A 1,456-nucleotide genomic window follows, 5' to 3' on the forward strand; every position below is an offset into this window, starting at 1 on the left:
CCACCCCGTTCGAGCTGCGCGGACCCGCCGTCGGCCCCCTGACCCGGACCACGGCCGACCCGACCGGCACCCGCGTGCTCGGCACACTGAACAACTGCGCCGGCGGGCACACACCGTGGGGCACCGTCCTGTCCGGCGAGGAGAACTTCAACCAGTACTTCGGCACCACCGGGACGGTCAGCGACCCGGAGCGTCTCGAGGCCCTGCGCCGCTACGGCGTGTCCGTCTCCCGCTCGGGGCGCCGGTGGGAGGAGTTCGACGCCCGCTTCGACCCGGCCGCCGAGCCCAACGAGGTCAACCGCTTCGGCTACGTCGTCGAGGTGGATCCCTGGGATCCGACCTCGACCCCGGTCAAGCACTCCGCGATGGGCCGGTTCAAGCACGAGGGCGCCTCGGTCCACGTCACCGGTGACGGCACCGTCGTCGCCTATTCCGGCGACGATGAGCGCTTCGACTACCTCTACAAGTTCGTCTCCAGCCGCCGGATCACACCCGGTACCGGTTCGGCCGCACGGGCCGAGAACATGAAGATCCTCGACGAGGGCACCCTCTACGTGGCGACGTTCTCCGGCAACTCCCCCGCCGCGCAGATCGACGGCTCCGGGACGCTGCCCGCCGACGGCGCGTTCGACGGCACCGGCACCTGGATCCCGCTGATGACCGTCGCGCCCGGCGGGAACGCCGTCTCACACGTGCCGGGCATGACCCCGGAGCAGGTCGCGGTGTACACCCGCATGGCGGGCGACCGCGTCGGCGCCACCAAGATGGACCGCCCCGAGGACGTCGAGCCCAGCCCGACCACCGGCAAGGTCTACATGGCGCTGACCAACAACACCCGCCGCACGACCGCGAACGTGGACGAGGCCAACCCGCGGCACAACAACAAGCACGGTCAGGTCGTGGAGATCACCGACGACCACGCCGGCACCACCTTCGGCTGGAACCTCCTGCTGGTGTGTGGCGACCCAGCCGAGGCGGACTCCTACTTCGGCGGCTTCGACAAGTCGAAGGTCAGCCCCATCTCCTGCCCGGACAACGTCGCCTTCGACCCGGCCGGGGGACTGTGGGTGTCCACCGACGGCAACGCCCTCGGCTTCAACGACGGCCTCTACTCGGTGGCGACCGAAGGCCCGAACCGCGGCGAGACCAAGCTGTTCCTCACGGTCCCCGTCGGGGCCGAGACCTGCGGACCGCTGGTGTTCGACAACCGGGCGATCGTCAACGTCCAGCACCCCGGCGAGAAGGACGGCGCGTCGATCGAGAACCCCGCCTCGCACTGGCCCGACGGCGGCACCTCGCAGCCGCGGCCGTCGACCGTGGTCGCGTGGCGCAACGGGTTCTCCGGTGGCGCCGGCTCTCTCGGTTCGGGCTCCCTGCCGACGGGCCTGATCGGCTCCTGACGGCGGACGGCCGGGGCGGGTAGGCGGACTGCCGGGCCGGCGGGTCGGGTCGGTCA

Annotated in this window: 1 protein-coding gene; it reads left to right on the forward strand. The window is 71.2% G+C overall.

Translation table 11 applies throughout. The annotated features are described in order from the left end of the window. Positions 1 to 1,400, forward strand: a 1,400-nt coding sequence (locus G6023_RS12870; RefSeq protein WP_182635867.1) for a PhoX family protein, incomplete at its 5' end; no start/stop codon positions are given. Positions 1,401 to 1,456 lie beyond the last annotated feature (56 nt).

The sequence above is a fragment of the Dietzia sp. DQ11-71 genome, from assembly GCF_014144995.1.
GTDB classification, from domain to species: Bacteria; Actinomycetota; Actinomycetes; order Mycobacteriales; family Mycobacteriaceae; genus Dietzia; species Dietzia kunjamensis.